This is a genomic window from Spirosoma fluviale, assembly GCF_900230225.1.
In the GTDB taxonomy this organism is placed as follows: domain Bacteria; phylum Bacteroidota; class Bacteroidia; order Cytophagales; family Spirosomataceae; genus Spirosoma; species Spirosoma fluviale.
On the sequence record NZ_OCNH01000009.1, the window covers coordinates 32,791 to 59,394 of the forward strand.

Sequence of the window (26,604 nt, forward strand, 5' to 3'; positions counted from 1 at the left end):
TGCTAATTAATATTGCTTCATAAACTGAGCGAACCGAAAATCTTTTAGTCAACAAATCCAATGAGAGTCGATGGTATTACATATCCTATTTGTTTAAGTCTTATGAAAAGAGATGGTATTCATATCAGCCGGTGGATCTGGTTCGCCTTGCTGGTATGCCTGCAATTCCCTTCGTTGTTGATGGCTCAGCAATCCGCCCCGGTTTCGGGGAAAGTAGTTGGCGCGAACGGAGACGCTATCCCTGGCGCGAACGTTGTCCTGAAGGGCACCTCAACCGGAACGTCCACCAACGCGCAGGGCAATTTTAGTTTGAATGCTCCGTCCGACGGTACGCTGGTCATCTCATCCCTGGGCTTCGTTTCGCAGGACGTAGCCATCGGAAGGCGCAGCCAGTTAACGGTGACGCTGGAAGAAGACCGAAAAGCGCTGGAAGAAGTAGTGGTGGTGGGGTATGGTACGCAGCGAAAAAGTGATGTGACCGGTTCGCTGTCGTCGGTAACGGCTAAGGAAATCAAATCCGTTCCGGTAACGGGCATCGGACAAGCCCTTCAGGGACGGGCTGCCGGGGTGCAGGTAACGCAGGCATCCAATGCACCAGGCGGTGGCGTAACGATCCGAATACGGGGTGGAAATTCCATCAACGCCGGGAACGAGCCACTGTACGTGATCGATGGGTTTCCGGTTTACAACGAAAGTGGTGCCAACCTGAACCCAAACGATATTGAGTCGATGGAAATCCTGAAAGATGCGTCGGCCACGGCCATTTACGGATCACGGGGTGCCAACGGGGTCGTGCTGATCACGACCAAACGCGGGAAGTCGGGTCAAAACCGCGTCGAATTTGAGACCTATTACGGGATTCAGCAGGTGCGAAAAAAACTTCCGATGCTGAACGCGACGCAGTACGCAACGCTGGTGAACGAAGCTAACGTAAATGCGGGGCGGGCAGTGGTATTTACAGACGCGCAAATCGCCGGTTTTGGCGAGGGAACCAACTGGCAGGATGAGATTTTTCGGGATGCACCCATACAAAATTACCAGTTGACGGCTTCGGGCGGCTCGGATAAAACGCGTTATGCTGTTTCGGCCAACTACCTGAATCAGCAGGGTATTATCATCAATTCGAAATACGACCGGGCTTCATTCCGCTTCAATTTCGATCATAAAATCAACGATAAATTTAGCATCGGAACCAGCCTGAACGTGATCCGGAGCCGCAACAATGCCGTTCCGACGGATGCGGATGGAGGAACGAGCGGCACTGTCGTGTACAGCGCCCTGAATTTCTCGCCCACGCAGCCGGTCTACAATCCGGACGGTTCGCTGGTGGTATTCAATACGCCCGGTCGAATTCAGATTGGTAGTCCGGTAGGTCAGGCGTTGGGAACGTTTAACCTGACGGTTGGCACGCGGATGATTGGGAGTGTATTCGCCGATTACAAGATTCTGCCGGGCTTAACATTCCGGACGAGTTTCGGGGCAGATGTAAATTACTCGAAACGTAGCTTATATCTGTCGCGGAATACGGCAACCGGTACGCAGCTGAGTGGTCAGGCGTCGATTATCAACACGCAATCATCGACCTGGCTGAACGAAAATACCCTGACCTACAACAAAACCTTCGCGAACGCTCATAACCTGACGTTCCTGGCGGGCTATACCATGCAGGGCAACCGGTTTGAAAGTGTCGAAGCGCGTTCGCAGGGATTTGCCAACGACATTCTGACGTACGAAAACCTGGGCTCGGCTTCCACGGCCCTGGTTCCGGCTTCGTCGGCCAGTAACTGGCAGCTCAACTCGTACATTGGCCGGGCTAACTACGATTATGCCGGTAAATATTTGCTGACCGCTACCGTGCGGGCCGATGGTTCATCGCGATTTGGGGCTAGCAACAAATGGGCGGTTTTCCCGTCGGCTTCGGTAGCCTGGCGGTTGACGGAAGAGAATTTCCTGAAAGGCAATACCGTTATCAACGATCTGAAATTGCGGTTTAGCTACGGGTTAAGTGGTAATCAGGAAATCCCGCAATATCAATCGCTGGCAACGCTGGGAACCCAGAATGCCAACTTCAATAATACCGTTGTTATTGGCGTTGGGCCGTCGCGTGTGGCAAACCCGGATTTACGCTGGGAAACCACGGCTCAGGCAGACATTGGTATCGACGTGGGGGTGCTGAATAACCGGATCACCCTAACGGCGGATTATTACAACAAGAAAACGACCGATCTACTATTATCCGTGCCGCTGCCCTTCGTTTCGGGCTATGCGTCGGCGCTGCAAAATCTGGGAAGTATCCGCAACCAGGGTTTCGAACTGGGAATCAACTCGACCAATCTGAACGGAGCCTTTAAATGGACGACGGCATTCAACATTGCTGCCAACCGCAACAAAGTGTTGAACTTGGGCGATCAAACAGAATTTGCATCGGGTGATGCCAGCGGACACCTTCAGTTGCCAAACTCGGGTCTGGTTCGGGTTGGTGAGCAGATTGGTTTGTTCTACGGCTATCAGTCGAGCGGTATTTTTCAGAACCAGAGTGAAGTGGATGGTTCGGCGCAGAAAACCGCTAAACCTGGCGACCGTCGGTATGTCGACCAAAATGGCGACGGAGCGATCAATGCTAATGACCGCGTCATTCTGGGATATGCTCAGCCGAAACTATACGGTGGTATCACCAATACGTTCTCGTACAAAGGCGTTGAACTGAGCATTTTCATGCAGGGAACGTCCGGTAACAGCATTTTTAACATCAACCGGTTCGAACTGGAATCGTTGACGGGGGTGAGTAATCAGTCGGCAGAAACCCTGAACCGCTGGACACCGGCCAATCCGAGCAACGAGATTCCGCGCGCCAACGCTGTTGGGAATGCCTACGTACTTTCGAGTCGTCAGATCGAAGATGGATCGTACCTTCGGGTGAAGAATATCAATTTGTCGTATACGTTACCGGCGTCGCTGGTGAGCAAAATCAAGCTGTACAATGTGAAGGTGTACGTCAGCGCCCAGAACTGGGTTACGATCACCAAATACAGCGGTTTCGATCCCGAAGTGAACCGGTTTGGACAAAGCACACTAAGTCAGGGTAGTGACTACGGTAGCTATCCGGGTAATAAAATGATTCTGGCCGGACTGAACATTGCACTCTAACCCGCCACTTTTAGCTCTTTATGAAAACAAATCGAATCTTATTAATGGCCACGCTGGCGTTTGGGCTGGGGGCCTGTTCGCTGGAAGAAACGCCACCTTCGTCGCTGGCTCCGGTCAATTTTTATACGAATGCGAACGATGCTACGGCGGCTGTCAATGCCGTCTATGATATCTCAAACCAGGTGGGCGACCAAAGCCGGAATTTCATCATCATGGGCGATCTGCCGTCGGATGATATGGACCCCCTGTTGAACAATGCCGACCGGGTTCAGCTCTGGAGTTTCCAGACTATTCCCACAAATAGTGTGGTGTTGCAAACCTGGCAGGTGATTTACCAGGGTATCAACCGCGCCAATACCGCCGTCGACCGAATTGCGGGGATTACGATGGACGAAACCCTGAAAAAGCGGCTGATCGGTGAAGCAAAATTTCTGCGGGCCTATTATTATTTTTACCTCGTACGCTGGTACGGCGGAGTGCCGCTGATCTTAAAAGAAACCCAGTCGCTGAGTGTCGGAAAAGACGTGGCCCGTGCGAGCGCGGATGAGGTGTATGCGCAGATTATCAAGGACCTGACCGATGCGGAAACGTCTCTGCCGGACAAGTTTACCGGTGCCGATCTGGGCCGGGTGACGGCTGGCGCAACCAAGTCGATGCTGGCGCGGGTTTACCTGACTCGTAAAGATTTCGCCAACGCCCGCACCAAAGCCAAAGAAGTGATCGACAATGCCGCTAAATACGGGTACGGCCTGTTCGACAAGTACATCGATGTGTTTGCCATATCGAATAAAAACGGCAAAGAGTCTGTTTTTGAGATTCAGTTCGTGGGTGGAGGTAGTGGCCAGGGCAGCGGCATGGTGACGTATTTTGCGCCGGAAAACTCACCCGTCACTGGCCGTGGTTTCGGGTCGTTTATTCCGACGACGGATTTGTATAACAGCTTCAAAACCGGTGATAAACGCAAGGAACTGTTTATTAATTCGTACGTCGACGGTGCCGGAAAAACCGTCAACACGTTCCAGCACTTCAATAAATATGTTGATCCGTCGGCCAGAGCGTTCGGCGATGCCAACAATAATTTTCCGATCATTCGGTACGCCGATGTGTTGATGATGTTTGCCGAAGCCGAGAACGAAATCAGTGGTCCTACGGCTGCGGCTTTGGATGCCATCAATCCCATTCATCGCCGGGCTTACGGATTTCCATTAACCGGCGTTTCATCGGTCGATTTTACAACCGCTTTGACCAAAGACGCCTTCCGGCAGGCCATCTGGGACGAACGGCGCTGGGAATTCAACGCCGAAGGGCACCGCTGGTTCGATCTGGTACGAACCGATCGGCTAGTGCCACTGCTGAAAGCGAAGGGTAAAACCAGCATCACAGAAACGCATAAGCTGTATCCCATTCCGCAGCGCGAACGCGATCTAAATCCGAACCTGACCCAGAATCCGGGGTATTGATTAGACGCACATCGTCAATCGTTTTAAAACCGTCAGGACGAGCCATAGGGCTGTTTCCTGACGGTTTTTGGGATATAAACAGTCTTTTTTCGTCCAATAAAACTCTTCAGTTTAGTAGTTCAGCGTATTGGACTGGGGTGAGCTTCAACTGAACGTTTTTTTGATTAGCCAGACAGAAAACAGTCATTTAATCATCTTATTTCCTACCCACTATAGCCGTTGACTATAATCATTGAGGACTACTTGTTAACTAATTTCGCATTTAGTCCATAATATGTTACTATATTTAGAGTACATTTTATGCTATTCGTAGCTATCCCTTTACATGTTTGGTCGCGCGCCTAACCTACTGTTGATCCTAATCTGGTTTAGTTTTTACCAATCAGCCCAGGCCCAAACCGGTAAGGTACTCTTTAAGCACATAACCACCGACGAAGGCTTATCGCAAAGTAATGTAACCGCTATTCTCCAGGATCGGCAGGGCTTTATGTGGTTTGGGACCCAGGATGGCCTCAATAAATACGATGGGTATACCTTTACGCTTTACCAGAACGATCCCCGTCAACCTGCTAGCCTAAGCGATAATTATATCGGGGCCCTCTATGAAGACCGAAAAGGAAACTTGTGGGTCGGAACCACCGGCGGGGGACTATGCCGGTTTGATAAGCAAACAGGGCGATTTATCCGCTTTACCCGATCAGAAACTAATTCCAGAAGCCTCAGCAGTAATCACGTCCTGGCCATCACCGAAGATGGCCAGGGCATGCTCTGGATCGCTACCGAAGGCGGCCTCAATCAGTTTAATCCGACCAGCGGCAGGTTCATCCGGTACCAACATCGGGTCGGTGACCCGAAAAGCCTACCGAATGATCTGGTTCAGGATGTACTCGTGGACCGTCAGGAGCAAGTTTGGGTGGCTACCCAGGGAGGGGGATTGAACCGGTTTGATCCCCTAACGGGCACGTTTCATCCCTTTAAACATCGACCAACGGATAAAACGTCCATCAGCCATAATAGCGTAAAAAAGCTGTTTGAAGATTCGCAGGGGCGGCTTTGGGTGGCTACTCAGGGAGGGGGATTAAACCGGTTGAATCGGGATGGAAAATCGTTTACTCATTTTCGGCACGATGCCGCGGTAGCCAGTTCGCTCCTCGATGATGACATCAATACCATAGCGGAAGACAGGCTGGGGAATTTATGGATCGGTACCGAAAACGAAGGCATCAGCGTACTTAATAAAAGCCGGACCGCTTTCACCCAGTATGCCTATCAGGAGAATGATCCTGACGGGCTCAATAATGGCTCTATTTATGCCCTTTGCCCCGATCGGAGCGGTAACATGTGGATTGGAACCTACAGCGGAGGTATTAACTTTTATGACCACCTGTCGGCCAACTTTACGCGCTATCAAAAAGATATTAACCAGACCAACAGCCTCTCGAATCCCAATGTGATGGCGGTTCTGGAAGACACCCAGGGCAACTTATGGATCGGAACCGATGGGGGTGGGGTGAATGTGCTGGTCAAATCAACCCATCGCTATATTCACTACCAGCATAATCCCGCCGATCCAACGAGTGTGGGTAGTAACTTTATCATGAGTCTCTACCAGGATAGCGATGGGGATATCTGGATTGGCTGTTACAAAGGGGGATTGAGCCTGTGGCGAAAAGAGTCCGGTGACTTTCTCAACTTTACCCTACGGGGCGATGCAAAAGGACTCAATCATGAAACGGTAACAGCCATTGTTGAAGGAAAGAAAGGGACAATTTGGCTAGGCTCCATGGGGGGTGGTCTTAGCTGTTATACGAAAAAGACCGGCACGTTTGCACATTATCGGGCTGATCCAACTCATACGGGCCACCTGACACCAGGTTATATTAGTGCGTTGTGCTATGATCACCAGCAAAACTTGTGGATTGGGACCGAAGGAGACGGGGTGACTTTGCTTAATACCCGCAGCGGCACATTCCGCTCGTATCGGCACAACCGGGACATGCCCGCTAGTTTAAGCCATAATTTAGTAAACAGCCTCTACGAAGATGCCCGGCACCAGATTTGGGTCGGTACCTACGGTGGGCTAAATCGGTTTGAGTCCCGGACGCAGTCGTTTGTCTCGTATACGGAAAAGCAAGGTTTAGCCAATAATGTCATTCAGGGTATGGTTGGCGACGAAGGAGGAAACCTTTGGATTAGTACCAATAAAGGCCTATCGGTCTTCCATCCCAAAACCAACACATTCCGCAATTTCGGGACCGATGACGGGCTACAGAAAGGGTCTTTCAACCGGATGGCGGTTTGTAGAGGCCTCCAAGGTAACTTATTTTTTGGGGGCATTACCGGGATGACGAGCTTTTATCCGGATCGATTACGCTATAACGCCTTTATTCCCCCCGTTGTCATCACGCAGCTTCGTATTTTCAATCAACCGGTTTGGCTTCGATCTAATCAACTTACCCTCACCTATGACCAATCGACACTCGGTTTCGAGTTTGCAGCTTTAAATTATTCAATCCCTCAGAAGAATCAGTACCGCTATAAACTGGAGGGATTTGATCGGGATTGGCATTTGAAAAGTCACACCAGGGTGGCGACCTACACCAATCTGGAGTCAGGCACCTATACATTTCGGGTAAAAGGGTCCAATAATGATGGCATCTGGAATGAACAGGGAACCGCTTTCCGAATCATCATCAAACCACCCTTCTGGCAAACATGGTGGTTTATAAGTTTGGTTGCCTTTCTGCTGATCGGCAGTCTTTACGGGGCGTATCGCCTGCGGATTAAACGCATCCAGATGCAGCAGGTCACTTTACAAAACCTGGTGCAGGTGCGCACCAGGGAAGTACTTCAGCAGAAGCAGGAAATTCAGGATCAGGCACTCCATATGCAGTTACTCCAGGTTAAACTGGAGAAACAGGCCGCCCGGCAACAACTACAGGAAAGTGAGCAGCGGTTTCGGGAAATTGCCGAAAATGTCGATGAGGTGTTCTGGGTTCATTCGGCTAATCCCTTTCAATTGCTGTATGTCAATACCGCCTTCGAGCGGGTCTGGAAAACAACGGTTGCGCAATTTCACCAGGAGCCGCTCTTATTTATGCACGATGTCTTCCCTGACGACCTGCCCACAGTGCTGGCTTTTACTGAGCAGTATAAAGCGGGTATCGAAGGGGAGTTGTATTATAGGCTGCAACTGAAAAACGAACCCTTGCGCTGGTTGCTGATTCGGACCTTTATTATTCATGATGAACAAGGAAAGGTACTGCGCCATATTGGCATTGCCAGTGATGTGACCAGCCAGAAAGAAAAGGAGTTCGTTCTGCGGCAATCGCTCCAGCGCGAGCAGGAACTCAACCAACTCAAGTCCCAGTTTGTGGCTACGGCCTCACACGAGTTCCGAACCCCGCTAACGACCATTCAGTCCAGTACCGAGTTGATCAGACTGTATCTGGATCTACCAATGGCTAGTGCCCGGACGGCCGTTGAAAAACACCTGGGTGTGATCGAAAAGCAGGTTGATCAATTTGGGATATTACTGACGGATGTACTGACGATTGGTCAGATCGAAGCCGGAAAAGTAACGTATGCACCTGATTCAGCGGATGTCATTGCCCTGTGTGAGGACTTGGTTGATACGCATTTTAGTCGACGCCCTGATGGACGGAGCGTACAATTGCTCATTGAGGGAACACCCCGCCGGGTCAATCTGGATGCCAACCTGATGGGGTATGTGCTGACTAATCTGCTGAGTAATGCGTTCAAGTTTTCGGTTAATGCGCCCCCCGTCCTTCGCCTTTCCTTCCAAACGAACTGTCTGGTGCTCCAGGTAATCGATACGGGCATGGGTATCCCGTCCAGCGAGCAGGCCTCCCTATTTCAGGCGTTCTTTCGGGCCAGTAATACCGATGGCATACAGGGAACGGGCCTGGGCCTGTTCATCGCCCGGCAATATGTCGACTGCCACAGCGGTCAGTTGACCGTCGAGAGCCAGGAAAGGCGGGGAACCACCTTCACGATCACCTTGCCGACTTAATTCTCAGAGCGGCCATATAGCTTTACGTTGACTAGTAGAGAGCGTTCTGTTTGATCGGTTACGATTACAGATGTGCCTACGGGCTACATTGTTCAGGAAGGCATCCCTGGCTCTATCTGCCGCTGTGAACAGGACTGATCAGGTAGAGCTAATAACTATAGAAAATTTATCCGTTTACTTATTGAAGCCTTATTTGAGAATTGATCTGATAAGTTGCCCAGGTACCTAGTCAGGGTAAACAGTTTGTGGCCACCTAGGTCCGGCGGTTGTATCTGCGGGTGGAAGTGGCCCTGAATGGGGACTAGTCGAGGGTGGGGTACTGCCCCGGCCAAAACCGCTGCTGTTCGTTTTATCAATGACACAGCTCCCCGAAAAGATCATGGTGTTGTTTTCTCCGTTAATGGTGGGCGGGCGCTCATGCCAGTAAGCCAGATGACGGCTTAGGGCGTGGCCCCAGATCATATGTCCCAAGCGCACACCGAAGGGGTTGTAGGGGTAAAACTGGTGGTATTCACCGTCGAAATAGACCAGGCCGTTGGGTTCGTTAATTCAATTGGCACGGAGTGAGAAGTGGTACTGCGGACGAAACACCGGCTGATAGGTGGTACCGGCCCCGTGACGCTGTGGCAGACCGATAAACGGTAACAAGTCAACAAATCGATCCCCCTATAAAACGCGGACCATTATAGCCAAAGCAGACTAAGCATGGTGGGTAAGTTCGCTCATTTCTTGATCAGTTTTACGCCTGATCCAGCAAAACATCCCCTATAAACGATCGGTTAGGCTCTTGATCAGTTACATGCTTCTTATGACCGCCAATAACCCATTTCAACGGTACGACGAAACCGACGACCGGCAATTTTACGGGCAGCCCCGCCTGGTCAACCACATCGACGAGGCTGCCGTCCGGGCTACCACCAACTTATATGCCGAATATTTGCCCGCTGGCGGCACTATTCTCGATCTGATGAGCAGTTGGGTAAGCCACCTGCCTACCAACATACAGTACGGACGCGTAGCCGGACTGGGCATGAACGAGGTCGAGTTGAAGGCCAACCCACAACTCACCGAGTACGTGGTACAGAACCTGAACCAAACACCCAGCCTCTCTTACCGCGACAATACCTTCGACGGTGGCATGGTAACGGTGTCGGTGCAGTACCTGACTCAGCCGGTGATTGTTTACCGGGAGCTGGCGCGCGTGTTACGGCCCGGCAGTCCGTTCCTGACCGTGTTCTCCAATCGCATGTTTCCTACTAAGGCCGTTGCCATCTGGCAATCGCTCGATGATCTGGGACATCAGCAGTTGGTCCGTTCGTATTATGAGCAAACCGGCCTGTTCGACCAAATAGAGGTCCTTGATCGTAGCCCGCGTGGCTGGAGTGATCCGCTATTTGCGGTGGTAGGCCGGGTTAAAGATGAGATTGGCTCAACAGACAATTAATACGGTATTCATTCGATAAGCAACTAAGGGGGAGCACCCCCATTCATACGAAATAGTCCATCAACAATAATTTGTACAGCTAGTCAATGTGTTACGAGGTCAAGTAAAAAAACGCTTGGCCAAATGGACGCTACTGGCTGAGTTGCGGCCCAGCTTGACCTTTGCCATTATCGTCTTAAATCGTACACGAAACCGTTCAACTTAATGGTTTTTCAGCCAGTGGAAACTATCCTGTTGACCTGGGCGAGAAGGATAAATTTACGCTCAAAAGTTACTTTGTTAGAGAAGCTCAGGTATCCATTGCCCCCGAGGCCGACAAGTATATACTGGCTTTTATGACGCCCTATATAAGAGCGGATAAAAGTGAAGCTTATTGTGAAGTAGCTTAATCCGGGGTTGATCCGGAACACCTTTACGACAGCTACAAGATTCCACACTACTTTTTAGTGGAAGTCAAATTCAAGTAAATGGCTAATTAAAGTATATCTTCAAAAAGGTACCGCAACGGCCGGTTCACCGGAGTGGGATCGTAAAATAATTACGAGGGGTTAGCCGGTACGACTCGCTTTAGCTGGCTACCGGTCTGTAAACCCAATCGCGTGCGGCTATTTTGAGATGCCTGCTAAATCTCGACTTTGGAGCCTTTTATGACACAGTGATTTTACGAGCTATCCAGTGGCGGATAAGAATGCCTAGGCCAAGGTTCCTGTTAGTTAACCGATAAATAAACCAAGTTAGGTGGGATGTATCCCTTTGGGTAGCTTACAAATAGGTTTATGTAAAGCCCAAAATCATGAAATTAAATGCAGCTTTCCGACGAGCCTTGGCCCTTACACTCGTACTTTCTTCATCCCTCCTTCGCGCGCAAAATGCGCAGGACTCGTTATCGATTCATACCATCCTCCGACAAGAGGATCAGGCCTGGAACAAAGGGGATGCTCCGGCTTACTCCCAATTCTTTTCCCCCGATGGCACGTTTACCAATATTGCGGGTATGTTCTTCAAAGGCCATCAAGCGTTTTTAGGCCAGCACGAGGTAATTTTTAACAGCTTTTTTAAGAATACGATCTTAAAGCAGAAAATCGTGTCTCTGAAATTTGTCCGCTCCGATGTTGCCATTTTGGAGACCTTATGTCAGGTCTCTGGCTTTGCCAAAGAAGGGCTTCCCCCCAGAATTCAATTAGATGCCAAGGGGCAACTCAATACCCGTTTACTCCAGGTGGTAATGAAAGAGGCCGGCGCATGGAAAATTGTCTCCTACCATAATGTGGATGTAAAACCCGGAACCCCCATTCCCGAATAGATAATATCCGTTTTAAGCGTCTAATTAATGGTGCAACGACCAATTTGCCGCAGTAGGACGCACCCGTATGCAACAGATTGTAGTTGACAGGTCCTAAACTGGTCCTTTAAGAACTCCCTGTTTATGAGGCAAAGTCATTTGTAACTCCTCTTCTCACTTTGGGAAAGCCTTTAAAGCGATGATCATTTTTAACTAGCTGGCCAACTTAGTTCGTAGCCTACACGAGTCGAATTTAACCACTGGCAATGCTCAAACGTTGCATACGTTCACTACCAGCTGAATACGTATTCATGGCAGGAAGTTCAATCTGAGGTGTAGGTTACCCTATTTGGCAAGTCAATGAATCATGGTCATGAAAAAATTCATCTTACTCTCTTTCTTTAGCCTGGTGTATTTGAGGGCATCTGCCCAGCATAGAGACTCGATGCTCGAGGATAGTATTTTGTACTGGATTACTTGGGTGCCCCCAAAGCCCTGGAAACCGTTGACGGCCGATGGCCGTACCCTGACGGTGGGGCAGAAAGCGGAAATGTATAAACTGGTGGACTGGATGATGCAGAGCTATCACCCGGTGGGTGGTGTGGGCTCCTTCAAGTCAGTCCTCAATGTAAGGACTAGTTCAGATTTCAAGGACTATCGGCCACACAGTTATTATCTCGACTTCCGCGTCTGGGACGTGAGCTATGATAAGCGGGATGCGAACGGGAATTTTACTGCAGTCAGTGAAACCTACAAGAAATTTCCGGTCGGCTTCAACCAGCTGCCAAGCAATCCGATCGAATTCCTGAATGGGCCGCAGGTGTGTTATTTCACCTGGCAGGCACAAGACGACAAGTCCCGCCTGGCGGCAAACGATCCATACAAGCATGCTGACCCCAAAATCTCGGCCACCTGCGCACCTTTTATCGTGCGCAACCGGGCCGTGATCCTCGCGCCGAATAATCAACTTCCGTTTCATCGGGTAACCGTGGGCGAATTTCTCGATGCCTGTGAGAGTGCTTTACCTTACGCTCTGGGCGTAGCAAAGGCACATAAGGACCCTAAATACCAGGATGGAATGGAGGCAGACTATGCCAGGTACCGGACATGGATTAGAAAATGGAAGCACGTTTATGCCGGGAAACTCGATCAACCCGCCACGGTAGTAGATGACCCGGTTACGTTGTCGGGAACGTTTGACGCAGATGTTGACCCGTTTCGTAAGCTAGCGGAAACAGCAAGCTATGAAATCTGGAAAATGAATCCCGACGTGTTTGAAAAAGCCAAACAGGATAAGCCCTTATTCATCACGTTTACAATTCCATTCTGGACACGCGCGGATGGCATTCAGAAGTATGAGTTGTATCAGGCACTGACGCAAAACGTAAACTACCACTATATCTATGATTATTTCTTCGACCCGGTAAAAGTCAAGGGCAAGGTCTATAAACCCGCTGATGAACCCGGGATGCTGAAACGGTTGTCGAGCTACAAGGGTAAGTTGCCTGATGGGACTAGAGTGGGCATGGCAACGGGATCTTCCAACCGTCCAAGTATCACCAAGGCTTCGACGAAACCAGCTCCCGGCCTTCTGCTCGATGACAATTTTACCAGCGCTCCGGTTGGTCGAATGCCAGTAGGTTGGTATGTACGGTCGGTTGGCCAACCTTCATCCATCCAAACCATTCAGGAATTCGACGGGAACTGGCTAAGACTGGGGTCTAATGCGACCTTTCCCACTACGTTGCCAACGCTATTACCCGAGAATTTTACGCTTGACCTGGATGTGGTCACCGTTTCGGATTTCGCCGGGCGGACAGGCGGCCAGCTACTGATCCATTTCAGCAATGGAACCGGGTATAGCGTAAACGGAGATGAAGTGCTTAGGCCCGATCGGATCACCCTGGATCTGAAATTGATCGCCGGGAGTGATGCCGATCGCCTTGCCGCATCGAATTTTCGCGGGGGTATCGAACTGGAAATGCATGAAGCCGGGGGAGCGAATAGCGAGCGAAACCGGGAGGGTCTTTATCTGAAAAAGCCCTTACCTGACTTCACGAGTAGACGCACCAAAATCCATGTGACTCTCGAGCTGAAGGGGGGCCAGTGTGCGGTCTTCATTAACAATAAAAAAGTAGTCGATCCAACGGAGTTGAAGTTGTCCTATGACAGCAACTGTAGGAGGTGCGGGCTGTCGGCAGGTAAGCCATTTTCGCTGTTAAATTTTAGGAACGTTGATAATACGGGAGCAGATTTTCCAGTTTATATTGGGAACGTAAAATTGATAAAGAAGTAGGTGATTGGTTGAAAAATGCAGACTCGCGGGCTCCCGGCAAGCGACGGGTATTTGTGACGCATTCACGTATGCCTTTAGGCGTATGCTAGGGCTAGTCGTTGAGCGTTGTCCAAAGCGGTCGTTTAATTAAACGCCCAGTTTAAAAAGCACATATACGTAAACGCTCCTTCGTCTCACCTGGGAGCGTTTTTAGAGCCACTGCTTTTTCAATAGCTGTCAACTCGTTTACTCACTCGCGGATAAATCAATTATTCATATTTAACTTAACGTCCGATTGTTACTACAAGCAGACTGGCAACTTTACTAGCTGTCAAGTTGGGCCATTCCTCTAGGGCTGAGAGAGAAGTACGTTGCCATGTAAGGTGGAGCGAATCCCACCCTCTAGACTACATAAGGGATCACTTTATCACTTTTCACTCCGAAGGGTTGAGGTAGTACCCTGTTTCTTTCGCTGATAGTAGCGCCGGGCTTTCTGGTTGGTGCCGCAGGTTTGCATGTCGCACCATTTCCGACGATGGTTCTTGGTCTCATCCAGGAAAAACCACCCGCAGCCACCACATTGTTTAATCAGGTCTTGGTCCTGGGTCGTCAGCAGCTCGTAAGCCGACAAACTGAACACCCAAACGGCTTGCATCAGCTCCTTGTCAGGCCGTTCCCAGCTTAACTCCAGTTTGGCGCCCTGGGCAGAAAATCCTCGCTCACCGAGCGCTTCCTGGATAGACTCATTAAACGAGATGAATACCTGTGCCGTCACCTGCGGAAACTGACCCCGGGCCAGGGCGGCAAATACAGTCAACAGGACCTGCCTGACCTCACGGGCTTTCTGCAAAACACGCTCAGCCTGTTCCGGATTCTCCTCGACTAATCCCTTCAAGGCGGCTAGCGTACTGGTATCCAGCAGTGATAAGCGGTCGATGAGGGTAAGTAAATCACTATAGCTATGAAGCCGCTCTACCGGCAACTCATCGTTGAGAGCTGTGTTCACAAAATCAAGACAGGCCGCCCCACCGATCAGGTCCATGTCGGCAATCGTACTCACCTTTCCCATGGGCATAACGCGAATAAATTATATAACCGCTAAAACAAGTTTAGAGGGTTATAGGTTCTAGTTTAAAATTCATACCGGTAAAGTTCATTTTAAAGGTTAGTATGAACAAAGCACCCACTCCTCGTTTTTGGTTAGTTTTGGCTTTTATCGCCATCTATTTCGTCTGGGGAACCACCTATCTGGCTAATCTATTTGCCCTTAAAGACATTCCGCCCTTTATTATATCTGCCCTCCGCTATTTGATGGCGAGCTTGTTACTGGCCGTGCTGGCCTTGAGCAAAAACCAGCACTTTCCTCAGGGCAAGGAGATTCGGGATTTGTCCATCAGTGGTGTATTGATGCTGGTGGGTGGCTCTGGGCTGGTCGTCGTCGCGGAGCAGTATATCACCTCAGGCTCCGCAGCTGTTGTCGTGGCGACCGAGCCGCTTTGGTTTGTTCTCCTGGACTATCCGCGTTGGAAGCTCTATTTCAGGGACAAAAAGATTATCGCCGGTTTACTGATTGGCTTTGTGGGCATCGTGCTGTTCGCCCGGTTTTCGCCAGTGAGTACCTCTCAGGAAGGCCAATCGGCTGATCCGCTTTTAGGGACAGTTATCGTTTTGGCAGGCGCTGTGTTGTGGGTGATTGGTACCTTATTTGCTTCGCGGAGAATCAAACCAGGGAGCTATAGCCTTTGGCATACCACGATTCAGTTAGGAGCGGCCGGACTTTTTTCGGCCTTCATTGCCTGGGTCAACGGTGAGTGGAACAGCTTTGACTGGCAAGCGGTGGGGCCGCAGGCCTGGGGTGGTCTTGCCTTTCTAATCTTATTTGGTTCGCTGATTGCTTACCTGGCCTTTGCCTGGCTGGTCACCGTCCAGCCGCCCGCCATCGTCAGTACCCATACGTACATAAATCCACTGATTGCGGTTTTGATTGGCTGGCTGGTGGCTGGTGAGCAGGTTGCTGGCCTTCAGCTCATTGCACTCCTGGTCGTGCTGACGGGCGTGGTCCTGACCCAATTCAGCAAAATACGTATTGAGCGTTGACACGAAAGGGCGGAAAGGTCGCCTATGGCTGACGCCTTCAAGGCTGAATGATCGCTTATTTTTTTTAAATAAAGGGATACTTTAGGAACAAGCCTACCAACTCTCTTGCTCAATCTGGTTGGCTAGCTGTCCGTTACTTTCCTCTTTAACCTACCCCAGGCTTACCGATTTATCTAACGATATCTTTCTTACTTAGCTACTGTTCATTGAACCGTCCGAATCATCGAGAAGTCATTCTTGTTCGTCTCACTTGGGAGTGTTTTGGTGAGCCAATAATTTTTTAAAAGCTATCTGGTGCTCCCGCTGCGTTCAGGGCGGTTCCACGCCAGGACCAGCGACTGAACCGGACACCGCAGCTTAGTCAGTCACATTCGGACTGGCCCCTATGAAACGGGATTACCGTGCTAATGATCCAACGCTCTATTTAATACCCGTTTTTTACGTATTTTTCAATCCAAATCAAATGGATTATACCCGTTGAGAAGTGATCCTCTTTTTGACGAATCCTGACCATAACCTACCCTAATTTAACCGCATGTCCGCTTCAACTCCTAAGCGCAGGTTTAGTCTAGATACTTATCTAAGTCTGCTGGCCCTTGTCTCGAGTTTTTGTGCCATTGGGATTACCTTTTACCAAGCCTATCTACAACGGGTTCAACAGTATGCTTCTGTAACCCCCATTTTAAATATATACCACACCAATCATATTGACGATAACATTTCAGGTTCAGCGATGAGCCTGGTCAATGTTGGCCTTGGACCTGCTTTTATTGATAGTGTTCAGTATTACTACCAACACAAGCGTTATGCTACTATGAGTGGGGTCCTTAAAGCGAGCTTATCCCCTCTTCCAGGGGTGGAGTCCGCCAACCTGTCGACCAGCGATTTGTGGATAGGTAAAGTTATTCCAGCCAATGAAAAGCAGAATCTTTACCAAACGAGCCATCGAGGGGTTGCCCGCCATTTAGACCAACACTACGACTTGATCCGTTGTGTGGTATACTATCATTCCATCTATGGGGAGTCTTGGGTGTTTGATCCCAGCATGCATAAGCAAGCCCGAAAGTTAAAGTGAAGCAAGAATCGACTTTCTACTCGTTGGTGAGGAGACGGGTTGCATAATTAGTAGGAAATAGAACAACTGCTGCGTTCCCTAGCGTTTATGAAAACGTCCGGATAAAAGCAGGGTAACAGCGCAAGATAGAAAAGCTCTTTCGTCTCACTTTAGAGCGTTTTTGCGAGATGCTCTCTTTTAATAACTGTAAATTATATCCGTCACATACGAAACTTGCCAGCTTTTAGTAGACAAAACTATAGACACACTTGTCCACCAAAAGCTGGCAAGCCTATTTCCCCTTAATCCGTTGTTTGGTGGGTATCTAATTTACGTCGGTCGGTTGCGGAGAAGCGGTATTTACCAACTTCGAAGCGCCATGGGTATCGCTTCTTTGAGCCTCCATAAACCGGGACCTTCCCGGTGAATACAAACCTGATGGGACTCAATCCCCAGAACGGGATACGACCCCTGCTCCCCAGCCGCGGCCTCAGCGGTGAGGAAAAGCCTGAGACCTCTGGCTTTTCCAAATTGATAGGCTTTCTCATACTCCGTAATAGACCCTTCGGCATGGCCGCTCAGGTTACAACTCGTACACAAAGGTGCACAGTAGTTGCGATGATTCCACATCGGTTCCGCAGCATTGGTCTCAAAGCACGATTCGAGCCCTTCGAACAACGCTCGCCACTCTTCATCCAGTAACAAGCCTTGATGGGTCCCATTCAGAAGTGTGGTAGACTGAACCGTTGCGGAGTGAAACGGTAATCGAATAAAGCTACCGGTTAGAGCCCGGAACTGCTCACACCGATTGAATGCAGCCGGTAAGCACTCGGCCTGAGCTTGAGCGACAAATTTGGCTAAGCTGCCAATGGCCGTACCGTAGTGCTTTCCGGGCAACCGGACTTTAGTGTCGTCTAACTGGCGAGCCCCCCTACAGGTAGGGGCGGCCAGCAAAGCAAATACCCGGGGCAATTGAACCAGGATGGGCCCTTGGTAGATCGCCTGAATGGCTAGGGCAAGAGCCGCCGGATCGCTGAAGGGAAGAATAGTCATGGTCCGATCGAAGTTGAGGGTACTCATTGGTTATCCCGTTGGGCTGGCTGATCTGGGCAACGACTCGCCCCAACGGGGGGCGTGCGGCTGTTGAAGTAGCGGAATCACGATGGTAAAACAACGAAAGTGGCCCAGCATAAGAAAGAGGAAAACTGCCTGTTTTCGAGCGTAGAAGTACGGGAAGGATAGGGACAAAAATCCACAGCAGTCCGTAAAAGCTGCTTTTACGTTTCGTTAACCTGCTTTTACAGGTCATTAACAGACGACAGGATACAAACTTTTAGCTTTGCGGCCCACCGCAGTGGTTGAAATTCTTCAATACAAAGAGAAATGACTAAACTCCTGCATGTATGTGCTTTAGTGATGGTTTTGTTTAACACTTTCTGTGGGGAGTTTTAACAACACTTTTATACAAACCCAACCAAATATGATAAAACAGCTCATCCTTACTCTACTTGTTACCTTGTTTTTTACTCAGCCAGGAATTGCCCAATCCAGCGGCATCTTTACCGACTCACGCGATGGGCAAACGTATAAAACGATCAGCTTTAAAAATGCGTTGACTGGCACCACGGTTACCTGGATGGCCCAAAATTTGAACTACAAAGTTGACGGTAGCTATGCGTATGATGACAAGGAAAATAATCGCAAAGAGCTGGGCTTGCTGTACACGTGGAAGGCAGCGAAAAATGCCTGTCCCAGCGGTTGGTATGTACCAACCGATAGCGAATGGTCTCAGCTGGTCAGTCAATTTGGCGGAACTGAGAAGGCCGGTGAAACTCTAAAAAGCGTCAAAGGCTGGAATGAAGACGGTAACGGCATGAACAGCAGCGGTTTCGATGCGCTTCCGGGAGTCGATCGAAAAGTCGCTGGGGGCAAGAATAAGATGTTAGTACTTAACAACATTCGTAACAAAATTGTATTGCGCATTTTCGCTCGCGTCCGGCGCGGGCAGAAGTATGAAAATATTTATCCTTTCCCTGTTGTATGATTCATAGAAATCTACGGATTGTGCATAGGTAAAGAGTGTAAATGCTTCAGTGTCTTAGTTAAATAGTAACAAACCATAAGTTCGTGTTTACGTTGGTCAGCCATGAACAGACGGTTGATAAACAGATGGGTTAAATCGGGCAGTAATTCAACAGGAATATGCTTTCTAAATAGAGAGTCGGATTGATAAGCGTTGGGCAGGAGGGGGGAAGTATCTTCGAAAAAAGGCTCATAAAGATGACGGTACCGCGTGTCGTCGAGTAAGGCATCAACAAATTCCAACCGTTTTTCCCGGAAAAGATCATTCATTTTTTTCTTCATCGCTTTGTCCACCTTAAATTCCTCTAAAAAAGCGTCTCGCCAGCTAGTCAGTAGTCTGATCTGATCGGAGGGGTTAATCTGCCAGGTATTTAATATCTCATAGACACCCCGGCAACCCGCATACAACCGAAGCCACTCATCCTGACTGTTATGAATTGTCTTTAGGAATTGAATAACTAACTGACTGTTATGGCCAAACCAATTCTCGCAAAAATTTATATGATTTTCTCCATAACGTTCTAGTTCGCGATGATACGTATCATACCGAATCTGATAAGGATTATTCAACTCTAGATTAAGATCGTTCAACCACTTACTTACCTCGCCAAATAGGGTAGTGGAGTCGCCGGGTTGGCAATGGAATCGCAGGCGTAGGTGCCAGTCAGGGTCGGCATAACGGATGAAAAACCAATTGATCAGTAACCTGCTGTTTTTAAGTTGCTGTAACAATACTGGCAGATGCCGATGGAGAAATGTTTCTGCAACAGCAGGGCCGGTATATAGTTTCACATATAGCCATTCACTACCGGGGGGGAAATAACGCTGTACTGAATTTATTCCACTGGTGCTTGTGCGGTAAGTTGGAGACTTCTCATCGAACTGGTTTATCTTCATAGGAATCAGAAGCTCGTGACACCAATGTTTTCCGTCGGCTGATACTACTATTGGCTCGTTTTTTTGCCAAAGACACTCATATAGAACCAAAGTTTTATTTCGTCGACTTGCTTGTTCTAACACGCGTAGCCCTACTGAAAGCGACGTATCTATCAAAAGTTCATTGTCGAATTCAGCCAGCACAATGTAGCGTGGAACTTGATACTTCTGTTGCCAATGGCTCCATTGACTGGCAAATAGTTTGCTTGAGTCCTGCTCATCTGCGCTCCAAAGCCATCTTGCTCTGCTCAGTGTAAGGTTGTTAAACTGAACCCTTGGTAAAAACGGCATGCTTTGCAAAGCACCCCAATTCCAGCGCAAACTCATGACTCCCTCCTGATGCTGCAAATCACACAGAAATCTGTAATGAGCTAAGCCATTTGAATAATTATGGGCAGTTGTTAGTCGCGGAATGATACGTCGATTTAACTTTTTTGAACGTAGAATGACCGTTGATCCCTGCGGAACAGAAATAAAGAGGTCATCCAGCATAATCTGGTGATCCAACGCAACTGATGAAGCGGTCAGTACCGGAATTTCATAGGGTCGCAACACTGGCCGGTGAAGCACATTTCCAGTGCGGCTCTCCGGAAGGTGCACTATTTCTGCCAAAATGGTATCGGGATAAGCCTGCTGCTCTTCTGTAAGACAGTGTTCGAGTTTTTGAGCAATGGTGGAAGACAAATGAGCAAACCGCCCGAGCAGATTACCAGCAGAGGGACCACCTGCCAGCGTTAGATGAAACTGAAAATTATCTTTTGTTATGGGCTGGCCGGATGGATTGATTAGATTTCCTAACGCGTATGCACTAGCTGGTAATGAGCTATTTGGTTGATCTGGGCTCAGTTCCGAAATCTCGGCTTCTGTCAGTCGTATACAGAACTCGCCGGTTCGCAGGGCTTCATTAAATAAGTTGAAAAGCTTCTCAGACGATCCGCCGGTCGGCGTCGTCATTGCTAAGGGTTCGTTCCAGGATACAATTTCAAGCCAAGGCGAAATATCTTCATGAGCGTGGTCGTATCCAATTCCAAGGTCGGGGTCTAGTGCCATTAAGAGCGGAACTTCCTGCTCTTCAAAACGGGCATAAAACCGTTGTTTAAATAGGGTAAGGGTATCAGCCTCCTGTGTATCGTTAAGCCCGATCAACGCCTGAATACATTGACCGATCTGGTCGCCAATAGCTCGTTCGATTGTAAGATCCACAGCAGGAAATAGAACGTCGCATTGAATGAGGTCTTTATTAAACGCATCCGTAAATTCACTTACCAGACCCTCAACAGCTGCATAATTCTCAAGGCTGGGATCGTGTAATAATTGCTCCAGCTGTACCAATGGATCAGTTATAAAACTAGACTGATCAAGAGTGAGTAACCGCTCTTTAATGTGACTTATCATATCCTGACCAGTGAGATTGACCTCCAGATCGGGTACTAATAATTGGCAGTTGATAAGGTCCTGAACATAAGTAGTAGCGGCTAAGGACTCAATTCCTTCATCATGAAGAGCATTAATCAGCGAAGGAATAGAATTGCCCTGCCGGGCCTGCTCCAGCAACAGCGACATAAGAACCGTGTTCTGAGCTATGTTGAGAAAATAGGATCGCTGTTTATTTACATCCGTATAACCGACGTATCGAATCTCATCGCCTGATAACCAGCACGTTGGATTAACAAAATACTTTAATTGCTGTTGAATCAGCGGCAGATCAGTAATGGTCACCAGCATTTCACTAATAATATTGGCGTCCAGCCTTGCTACTTTTTGGTGAATATCTTCCTCAAAACGTAGTGTTGTTTCTGTGCTCCATTCACCCAGAGAAACGCCGGCAAACAACCCGAACGGAGTTGATCGTGTCGTCATTCGTATTACGTATTTATAGAGGGACAGCAGCAGTTGATCCGAAGCGGGTTTGCGATTGTTCAACCAGTCGATCAGTTGCTTCTGTAGCGTAGCAGATGCGTAGAAAATTGCTTCCTGACATATAGGTTTGTTAACTATTTTCCGAAGTGCGTCAGTAAGGGAAACCCCGTTTTCCAGTTCACAATGCAAACCATAATACACCTCCACAGGTAGCAGAGGTCGTCGAAGGATAAAAAAATCGCCGAGTTTAATTTCTGCGGTAGTAACCATAAGACGTTGATACGTAGTTAACTAAAGCCGTGTTAGAATATGAAGCCGTATCAGCGATTTTGTAAAGCAAACTTTTGGAACAGATCCAGTAGATTCTCTTTATATTTCCCGGAGGTAGGAATGCGCGGAGAGCCTTTCATCAGAATCTCATTGCCATCAATTCCAACTATCTTAGGGATCGACACAATGTATGAACGGTGGACTCGCGCAAATAAATGAGAGGGTAAGTGAGATTCGATCTCACCGATGCCACTGTAGGTAACTATTCGGTCGTGTTTATCGGTATAAATTGAGACGTAATTTTTCAACCCTTCGATATAGGCTACCTCACTGAAATTAATTTTCAGCATTTTTCCTTTACGTTCGGTTTTAACAATGATGAAGTCGGTTTCACTTTTATCCGCTTCAGGAACAACCGAAATCTCGCTTTTTTTATGATTAAAGTAGTTTAGCGCCTTTTCAGATGCCTTAAGAAACCGCTCAAAAGGAACGGGCTTAAGGAGATAGTCGATCACATTCCGGTCAAAAGCGTCAATAGCATATTCATTGTAAGCGGTCGTCAGAATTACTTTGACCTGATCGCCATACAGATCAATAAACTTAAGACCCGTTAGCAGAGGCATCTGGATATCCAGGAAAACCAGATCGATTGAATGGGTTTTGAGCAGTTCAACTGCATCCATAACACTTGTAGTGCCAGCTACCAGATTGAGATAGGGTACTTCTTTTATATAATACGTGATTACATTGATGGCAGCCTGCTCATCATCCACAATTAGGCAGTTAATCATAACGAAGAGGTTAATTTTATTTGATCAATGGACCAATATATAAACTAGAACGTCTACAATTAAACATCTTTTTAGCAATTGGTAAATTAAAAAATAAGGTATAGTAACAATTAAAGTGTAATAAATTAGTAACATGTAAGTCACTTAGGCCTCTTGAGATTGTTTATTGAGCGGTAGTGGATAAGCAGATTTATAGTTGCTTAGTTGTAAATCGACCGAGAAAATTCCCTCCTCCTCTTTTATATCTAAGGTGTAATTATCTTTATATAGGATCGACAACTGACTGTTGATATTCGTTAATCCCAATCCCCCCTGTCTATAATTAGGTTCTTCAGTCCGCTTATTAACTGTCTGAAATCGCAACCCGGTTTCTGAGAGATGCACGTTGATCTGAGCGGGAACCGAGTGGTTAAAAACCTCTCCATACTTGAAAATATTCTCCACCAGTGATATAAGAGTAAGAGGAGGCAGAGAAATATGGTGTTCATACTCAGTACCTGTAATGGTTAACTGAACGTTTAACTGGCTTCCAAAGCGATACTGCTGTAGCTTCAAGTAGTTGCGAATATAAGTAAGCTCATTGCTGACAGAAACCATTGGCTGCTTGGAAACCTCCGAAACGCTTCTCATCATCTGCGACAGGCACATGATACTATCCGCTAAGCGAGGGGAAGCCTCAAGTGCATCAGAAAACAAGAAATTGAGCGTATTGTAAAGAAAGTGTGGATTTAGTTTGGCCTGAAGAAACGCCAACTCGGTACGGGCTTTGTCGCGTTCCAGAATGGAAATGTCTGCTTCAATACGTCGCTTTTTGCGTTCTAACTGAACCGAATATATAGCGAACCAATACCCATAACTAAATAAGAGGTATTGGGAAGCGATCCAGATAGAATCGGGCAAGAATCGTTGAAACATCACACGTGTCTTGCTGTACTCGTTGGAGAAATCCAAAAATGGAAAGATATAGAAAAACACTATGTAGCGAACAAGAATGTAAGCCCCTGTCAGTAAAATGGTTTTTAGTATGATTTGAACATACTTACGGCGTTCAACGCTAGGCGCAATAATGCCATATACATTGACGTAAAACAGAATCGCAACTAAGGGGTAGGTAACAAACAGTTGGACGATATTCGCCTTGTTGTTGCTGTTGGTAAGTAGTAATATATTATTGAATGCAAGGTAGAACAACCAGACAAACAGATGGATGACGACGTTGCGCCAATGGCTCCGAAGATATGACCAGGCTCTATTCATACCTAATAAATCAACTGCTGATATAGGGAAAGTGTGGTTTCGTATAATTAATTTCTTCGACTAAAGAGAATCCAGCAACTTTCGATTGTCAAACAAAAAAGAACACATCTTTCGACGTTCCAACTAAACAAATCTTAAACCCTACAACGATTATGAAAACGATGCCTCCCTTTGCTCCCTCGCTTTCTGTAAATGTAAAAAAAGCAGCAAGACTATCTGCTCAATCGGCAAAATCTAATAAAAATTTATCTTGGCCAACCACTGCTACTATGTTTGGCAAATAGCCAGTACACACTCAATTTACTGGTTGCTCCGTCATAGATGACGGAGCAACCAGTCCGGTAAACTACATCCTCACAATCAGGGTCGTTTTGTCTAGAACCTCCAATCCTTGCAGGTCATGTGTAATCAAGCTCGCATTTTTCTTTTTGTTTCGTTACTTCTTCCATCGGTATCTGCCCTCGGTCAGGATGCAACCATAAAGGGGATGATAACCGGCGTAGACAAAAAACCAATACCGGGCGTGAGTATCGCTGTTAGTAAATCCTACGATGGATCAACAACCGATTCGTTGGGCCATTATGTCCTCAGCACAGCCTTAGCCGACACAATTACCCTCAATTTTTCATTTATTGGTTTCAAGCCTAAAACCGTTGTGCTGTTAAATCGGGAAAGTAACTTCTCCATAGATGTACAACTCGAAGAATTGGTTAATGAATTGAACGTAGTGACCGTGAGCGCTGGCAGCTTCGATGCCTCAAATGATAAGAAGAACGTCATGCTTAAGCCATTAGACATTGCCAGTACAGCCGCTGGCGGAGCAGACATCACTGGAGTCGTTCAGCTATTGCCAGGTGCGCAAAAAGTAGGAGAATCCGAAGGCCTCTTTGTGAGGGGCGGAAGCGCCCAGGAAACTAAAGTATTAATTGATGGGATGTATGTGCAAAATCCCTTTTATAGCCCCAATCCGGGGATAGCACAGCGAGGACGGTTTAGCCCGTTTATGTTCAAAAGTACGTCGTTTAGCACGGGCGGATTCTCAACGCAGTATGGGCAGGCATTGTCGTCAGTACTGTCTCTATTCACAAACGATAAGCTAAATGAGTCGGGCTGGAATGTCAGCCTGAATGCGATGAGTGCCGGCCTAACTGGATCGAAGGCAACCGATAAATACTCTTTTGCGGTGAACGGATATTATGGTAACACCGGGTTGCTGAATAATCTGATTCATCAGAATGTAGAGTGGGTGAAAAGCCCTGATTATCAAGGAGGTTCGTTCACCGGTGTCTGGACTCCATCCGATTTTACAACAATCAAGGCCTATGCTACGGCCAGCCATAACAAATTCCGAATATTTCTGAGCGATTACAATCAGCCGACAGCTGGCTCTAAGATCAATTATGGCGTTGGCAATGATAACTATTACGCGAATTCCAGCATCAAAACGTCATTTGGAACTGACTACTCGTGGCAACTGGATGGTGCCGTTTCGTACAACCGCAATAACGATGCGTATGACATCGACGGTGCCAAAGCCGGCAAAACCGAGCAGCAATTTCAGATGCGCTACGTATTGCGAAAAACGATTAATGACTCTTTCAATTTCCTGTTTGGTAACGATGTGAACGTGCTTCGTAACACCGATAATTTTGCAGGTGCCTATAATTACCAACTGAATGAGCGGAATGCATCGCTCTTTACCGAATCGGAATGGCATATTTCTCCACTTTTCGGCGTGAAAATAGGGGGGCGACTTGATTACTCCGGTACGTTGAACAAAGCGGTTGTTTCACCCCGTGCTACAATAGCCTACAAGACAGGTCAATTCAGCCAGCTATCATTCGCTTCTGGTTTATTTACGCAGACACCGTATTACAAGTACTTGTATGTGACGAATAAACTAGATTTCGAAAAGGCGTTCCATTACATTGCCAGCTATCAGGTTATCAAGGAGAAACGAACGTTTAAGGCCGAGGCTTTCTATAAAAAGTATAGCGATCTGGTTCTCGAACGTACTACGGGATCATTCGATGCCGACCCGCTCCGGTTTCCAACTGGTGCGTTGAGTAACGGAGGCTATGGATATGCACAAGGACTTGACTTATTCTGGCGGGATCGAAAAACGCTACGCAACACCGATTACTGGATAACGTACACCTTTGTTGACAGCCGACGCATCTTTCAAAATTATCCCGTTGAAACTGTCCCTACCTTTGCATCGCGTCACAACCTGAATGTTATTTATAAATACACCTTTCCGGAAATTAATTTCAACGTAGGCTTCACCTATCTATATACGGGCAGCAGGCCATATTATAACCCGGCAGATGAGCAATTTCTGCAAAGCGTAGCACCACCAATTCATAATGTGGGTTTGTCGGCGAGCTACCTCACGAACATTGCCAAAAACTTTACAATCCTTTACGCATCGGTCGACAATGTGCTAAACAGTCGATTCGTATATACCTACCGTTATTACCAGGATCAAAGCTCCAGAGATGCTATTCGACCACAAACCCAACGGGGATTCTTTGTTGGTATGATAATCTACTTCTCATCAAAGTTCAAAATTCCTGATGAATTCAAACTAGTTAAATAAAGTCTCATATCAAAACC

General features: G+C 47.8%; 17 protein-coding genes. 11 read left to right on the plus strand and 6 right to left on the minus strand.

Features of this window, described 5'->3' with window-relative positions:
• The first annotated feature begins 102 nt into the window (after nucleotides 1-102).
• From CRO74_RS29535 to CRO74_RS29545, 3 genes are all read left to right on the plus strand, one after another.
• Nucleotides 103-3,147 carry a SusC/RagA family TonB-linked outer membrane protein gene (locus CRO74_RS29535; protein ID WP_245878025.1) on the plus strand — a complete coding sequence of 1,015 codons (3,045 nt, stop codon included), beginning with the start codon at nucleotides 103-105 and terminating at the stop codon, nucleotides 3,145-3,147.
• Nucleotides 3,148-3,167: 20 nt separating this feature from the next.
• Complete coding sequence (locus tag CRO74_RS29540; protein ID WP_097131626.1) at nucleotides 3,168-4,607, plus strand: RagB/SusD family nutrient uptake outer membrane protein; 1,440 nt, start codon at nucleotides 3,168-3,170, stop codon at nucleotides 4,605-4,607.
• 352 nt (nucleotides 4,608-4,959) lie between these two features.
• Entirely contained in the window at nucleotides 4,960-8,640 is a 3,681-nt protein-coding gene (locus CRO74_RS29545) for a two-component regulator propeller domain-containing protein (protein ID WP_179830340.1), read from the plus strand.
• 225 nt (nucleotides 8,641-8,865) lie between these two features.
• Here the strand turns inward: CRO74_RS29545 and CRO74_RS32460 are convergent, their stop codons facing one another.
• Nucleotides 8,866-9,189 carry a glycoside hydrolase family protein gene (locus tag CRO74_RS32460; RefSeq protein ID WP_097131630.1) on the minus strand — a complete coding sequence of 108 codons (324 nt, stop codon included), beginning with the start codon at nucleotides 9,187-9,189 and terminating at the stop codon, nucleotides 8,866-8,868.
• 259 nt (nucleotides 9,190-9,448) lie between these two features.
• Between CRO74_RS32460 and CRO74_RS29555 the strand changes: the two genes are divergently transcribed.
• From CRO74_RS29555 to CRO74_RS29565, 3 genes are all read left to right on the plus strand, one after another.
• Nucleotides 9,449-10,084 (plus strand): methyltransferase domain-containing protein, encoded by a 636-nt coding sequence (locus CRO74_RS29555; protein WP_097131869.1) that lies wholly within the window; start codon nucleotides 9,449-9,451, stop codon nucleotides 10,082-10,084.
• Nucleotides 10,085-10,877: 793 nt separating this feature from the next.
• A complete protein-coding gene (locus tag CRO74_RS29560; RefSeq protein ID WP_097131632.1) occupies nucleotides 10,878-11,387 on the plus strand; it encodes an SgcJ/EcaC family oxidoreductase in 510 nt (169 codons plus the stop codon).
• A gap of 352 nt (nucleotides 11,388-11,739) precedes the next feature.
• On the plus strand, nucleotides 11,740-13,662 hold the full coding sequence (locus CRO74_RS29565) for a hypothetical protein (RefSeq protein WP_144036000.1): 1,923 nt from the start codon (nucleotides 11,740-11,742) through the stop codon (nucleotides 13,660-13,662).
• 406 nt (nucleotides 13,663-14,068) lie between these two features.
• On the opposite strand, the gene CRO74_RS29570 is transcribed toward CRO74_RS29565, so the two are convergent.
• Nucleotides 14,069-14,716: a CGNR zinc finger domain-containing protein gene (locus tag CRO74_RS29570; RefSeq protein ID WP_245878026.1), complete on the minus strand. Its 648-nt coding sequence runs from the start codon at nucleotides 14,714-14,716 to the stop codon at nucleotides 14,069-14,071.
• A gap of 95 nt (nucleotides 14,717-14,811) precedes the next feature.
• Here CRO74_RS29570 and CRO74_RS29575 point away from each other — a divergent pair, with 95 nt between their 5' ends.
• Complete coding sequence (locus CRO74_RS29575) at nucleotides 14,812-15,738, plus strand: EamA family transporter (protein WP_097131637.1); 927 nt, start codon at nucleotides 14,812-14,814, stop codon at nucleotides 15,736-15,738.
• A 535-nt stretch (nucleotides 15,739-16,273) separates the two neighbouring features.
• Nucleotides 16,274-16,813: a hypothetical protein gene (locus CRO74_RS29580; protein ID WP_097131638.1), complete on the plus strand. Its 540-nt coding sequence runs from the start codon at nucleotides 16,274-16,276 to the stop codon at nucleotides 16,811-16,813.
• 339 nt (nucleotides 16,814-17,152) lie between these two features.
• On the opposite strand, the gene CRO74_RS29585 is transcribed toward CRO74_RS29580, so the two are convergent.
• Complete coding sequence (locus CRO74_RS29585; RefSeq protein ID WP_097131640.1) at nucleotides 17,153-17,872, minus strand: hypothetical protein; 720 nt, start codon at nucleotides 17,870-17,872, stop codon at nucleotides 17,153-17,155.
• A 400-nt stretch (nucleotides 17,873-18,272) separates the two neighbouring features.
• On the opposite strand from CRO74_RS29585, the gene CRO74_RS29590 reads away from it, so the two are divergent.
• Nucleotides 18,273-18,836, plus strand: coding sequence for an FISUMP domain-containing protein (locus tag CRO74_RS29590; protein ID WP_097131641.1), 564 nt, complete (start codon nucleotides 18,273-18,275; stop codon nucleotides 18,834-18,836).
• 11 nt (nucleotides 18,837-18,847) lie between these two features.
• Here CRO74_RS29590 and CRO74_RS29595 read toward each other — a convergent pair whose 3' ends face one another.
• From CRO74_RS29595 to CRO74_RS29605, 3 genes are all read right to left on the minus strand, one after another.
• Nucleotides 18,848-21,940: a lantibiotic dehydratase gene (locus CRO74_RS29595; protein ID WP_097131643.1), complete on the minus strand. Its 3,093-nt coding sequence runs from the start codon at nucleotides 21,938-21,940 to the stop codon at nucleotides 18,848-18,850.
• A gap of 50 nt (nucleotides 21,941-21,990) precedes the next feature.
• Nucleotides 21,991-22,731 (minus strand): LytR/AlgR family response regulator transcription factor, encoded by a 741-nt coding sequence (locus CRO74_RS29600; protein ID WP_097131645.1) that lies wholly within the window; start codon nucleotides 22,729-22,731, stop codon nucleotides 21,991-21,993.
• Nucleotides 22,732-22,875: 144 nt separating this feature from the next.
• The gene (locus tag CRO74_RS29605) at nucleotides 22,876-23,988 is read right to left on the minus strand and encodes a sensor histidine kinase (protein WP_097131647.1); all 1,113 of its coding nucleotides are present in this window, start codon (nucleotides 23,986-23,988) and stop codon (nucleotides 22,876-22,878) included.
• A 152-nt stretch (nucleotides 23,989-24,140) separates the two neighbouring features.
• Here CRO74_RS29605 and CRO74_RS32280 point away from each other — a divergent pair, with 152 nt between their 5' ends.
• Together CRO74_RS32280 and CRO74_RS29610 are read left to right on the plus strand one after the other, a co-directional pair.
• A complete protein-coding gene (locus CRO74_RS32280) occupies nucleotides 24,141-24,272 on the plus strand; it encodes a hypothetical protein (RefSeq protein WP_262508256.1) in 132 nt (43 codons plus the stop codon).
• Between the two features lie 116 nt (nucleotides 24,273-24,388).
• On the plus strand, nucleotides 24,389-26,587 hold the full coding sequence (locus tag CRO74_RS29610; RefSeq protein ID WP_097131648.1) for a TonB-dependent receptor: 2,199 nt from the start codon (nucleotides 24,389-24,391) through the stop codon (nucleotides 26,585-26,587).
• The last annotated feature ends 17 nt before the right edge of the window (nucleotides 26,588-26,604 follow it).